The following is a 2,723-nucleotide window of genomic DNA, read 5'->3' as shown; positions in this document are numbered from 1 at the left end:
AATAGAGGTCATTATGTCGTTCAAACCCGTCAAGACTGCCGTGTTCCCCGTGGGTGGGCAGGGCACCCGTTTCCTGCCGGCCACCAAGGCCGTGCCCAAGGAAATGCTCCCCGTCGTCGATAAACCGCTGCTGCAATATGCGGTGGACGAGGCGCTGGCGGCCGGTATCGAGCGGCTGGTGTTCGTCACCGCCCGCGGCAAGGCTGCGCTGGAGGATTATTTCGACATCGCGCGGGAACTGGTCGACAGCCTGAAGGCCAAGGGCAAGACGGCCGAACTCGCCGTTCTGGAAGCCACCCAGATCGAACCGGGCCGCCTGGTCTATGTGCGCCAGCAGGAGCCAGCGGGGCTGGGCCACGCCGTGTGGTGCGCCCGCCATGTGGTGGGGCGCGAGGCCTTTGCCGTGCTGCTGCCCGATGAATTGCTTTGGAACCCGGCCAATCCGGCGCTGAAGGAAATGCACGAGGCCTATCAGCGTCTGGGTGGCAACATCATTTCGGTGCTGGAAGTGCCGGCCGAACACACCCACCGCTATGGCATTGTCTCGCCGGGCACGGTCGATGGCCTGGTCACCGAGGTGAAGGGGCTGGTGGAAAAGCCAAAGCAGGGCACCGCCCCATCAAGGCTGGCCGCCATTGGCCGCTATATCCTGCAGCCCGAAGTGATGGACGTGCTGGCGCTGGGCAAGCGCGGCGCCGGCAATGAGATCCAGTTGACGGATGCGATGGCCGAAATGATCGGTGTGCAGCCGTTCCATGCCTTCACCTTCACCGGCACCCGCTTTGATTGCGGCGACAAGGCTGGGCATGTGATGGCCAATATCGCCCTGGCGCTGGAGCGCGACGATGTCGGCCCGGCCGTGCGGGAATGGCTGCGCACGCAGACGATCTGAACGAAGCCTGCCGACCAGCCTGACCACATCCGGCTGTGACCGAGACGACACGATGGAGCCGGCTGTGGTATCCGCAACATTGACGGGCGGCGGATTCGCGATAGGGGACGGCGGATGACCATTGCACAAGCCCCGTTCGAACCCCGCCTGCTGCGCGATGCCTTTGGCTGTTTTGCCACTGGTGTGACCGTGATCACCAGCCAATCGCCTTCGGGTGAGCGGGTCGGGCTGACGGCCAACAGCTTCACCTCGCTCAGCATTGATCCGCCGCTGTTGCTGTTCTGCCCGGCCAACGGCGCGTCGGCGCTGCCAGTGCTGCGCGAATCGGGGCGTTTTGCCATCAATATTCTTGATTTCGACGGCCAGACCGTTTCCGATCGCTTCACGAAAAAGGGCATCGACCGTTTTGGTGAGCATGAGTGGCAGGATTGGGACGGGGTGCCGGTGCTGGCCAGCGCCAAGGCTGCCTTTGCCTGCACGCTGTACGCCGATCATGACGGCGGCGACCACCGCATCATCGTTGGCCGGGTGACCCAGCTGGCGCTGGATCAGGGTCGCGAGCCGCTGCTTTATCTGCACGGCCGCTATCGCCGGGTGCATGTTGGCTGAACCGTCAGCCTCTGGCCGCCCTGCGGCGGACGCTGCAACGCAAAGGGATGCGGCGGAAACCGCCGCTTTGGCCAAGGGCGGGCGCACCAGTTTCTTTGGCTATGTGCTGCGGCTGGCGGCGCGCTTCCCGTTCCTGTTCATCGCGGGCCGGCTTTATGGTGCCGAAGCGCTGGGCCGCTTTGCCTATGCCACCATGGTGGTGGAACTGGTGGCGATGCTGGCCACGCTGGGCCTGAAGCGCGGCCTTGCTGAAGATCTGGCGCGGCGGCCGAACGAGCAAGCCGCCGCCCTGATCGATGCCTTGCTGGCCACGCTGATTGCCTCGCTGGTGGGCACGGCGCTGCTGGTGGCTGTGCCGGAACTGTTGTTCCCGGCGACGGAACTGGCGCCGCTCGACCGCTGGTTTGCGCTGATCATCCCGTTCATTGCCCTGGCGGATGTGGCGCTGGCCGGCCTTGCCTTCCACCATGATATTGGCGCTCAGGTGCGGGCCCGTTCGATCATCGAACCCTGGGTGTTGTCGATCGCGGCGCTGGCATTGGCCTTCACCGCCTGGAAAAGCGACGGCATGTTGATCGCCTATCTATTGTCGATGGTGGCGGCATTTTTTGCGGCCCTGTCGCCGGCGCTGCGCCGCTTTGGCTGGCCGGTGGGGTGGCGGCTGGACATCAGCCGGGTGTGGCGGCTGGTGAAAACCAATGTGCCGCTGGCCGGCGCTGATATTGCCGAATGGGGCGCGCGCCGGCTCGATATCTTCATCCTCGGCCGCTTTGCCTCGGCGGAAATCGTCGGCATTTATTTTGTCGCGCAGCAGATTGCTTCGTTGCCGCAGCGGCTGAAATCCAGTTTCGATCCCATCCTTGGCCCGGTGATCACCCGCAACCTGGCGGCCGGCAATCTGGCCAAGGTGGCCGGCCATGTTCGGCAGATCAGTTTCTGGGTGGCAGCAGTGCAACTGGGGGTGGTGCTGGCCTTTGGCCTGGTTGGCCAGGCGGCGATGGGCCTGTTCGGGCCGGCCTTTGCCAGCGGGATGGTGGTGCTGGCCGCGCTGCTCACTGTTGAGCTGTTTGCCGCGCAGGCGGCCGTTGCCGAAGGCGCGCTGATCTATGTGGCGCGTGGGCGCAACCTGGTGTGGTCGCTGGTCGGGCTGGCGGTGCAGGCGGTGCTGACGCTGATACTGGTGCCGATGCCGGGGCCATTTGGTGGCGGCGTTGGCGCGGCG

Annotated in this window: 3 protein-coding genes; all 3 read left to right on the top strand. The window is 65.0% G+C overall.

Annotated elements, in window-relative coordinates:
• Positions 1-13: 13 nt before the first annotated feature.
• Complete coding sequence (locus tag RMO81_RS05975) at positions 14-892, top strand: UTP--glucose-1-phosphate uridylyltransferase (RefSeq protein ID WP_310474864.1); 879 nt, start codon at positions 14-16, stop codon at positions 890-892.
• Positions 893-1,006: 114 nt separating this feature from the next.
• The gene (locus tag RMO81_RS05970) at positions 1,007-1,501 is read left to right on the top strand and encodes a flavin reductase family protein (RefSeq protein WP_310474863.1); all 495 of its coding nucleotides are present in this window, start codon (positions 1,007-1,009) and stop codon (positions 1,499-1,501) included.
• Positions 1,491-2,723 (top strand): oligosaccharide flippase family protein (locus RMO81_RS05965; RefSeq protein ID WP_310474862.1); only part of this gene is annotated, 1,233 nt, incomplete at its 3' end. The genes RMO81_RS05970 and RMO81_RS05965, both read left to right, overlap by 11 nt.

This window comes from Sandarakinorhabdus sp., assembly GCF_031422795.1.
GTDB lineage: Bacteria > Pseudomonadota > Alphaproteobacteria > Sphingomonadales > Sphingomonadaceae > Sandarakinorhabdus.
The sequence above is the reverse complement of the archived record's forward strand: the minus strand, read 5'-3'. Positions and strand labels throughout refer to the sequence as shown.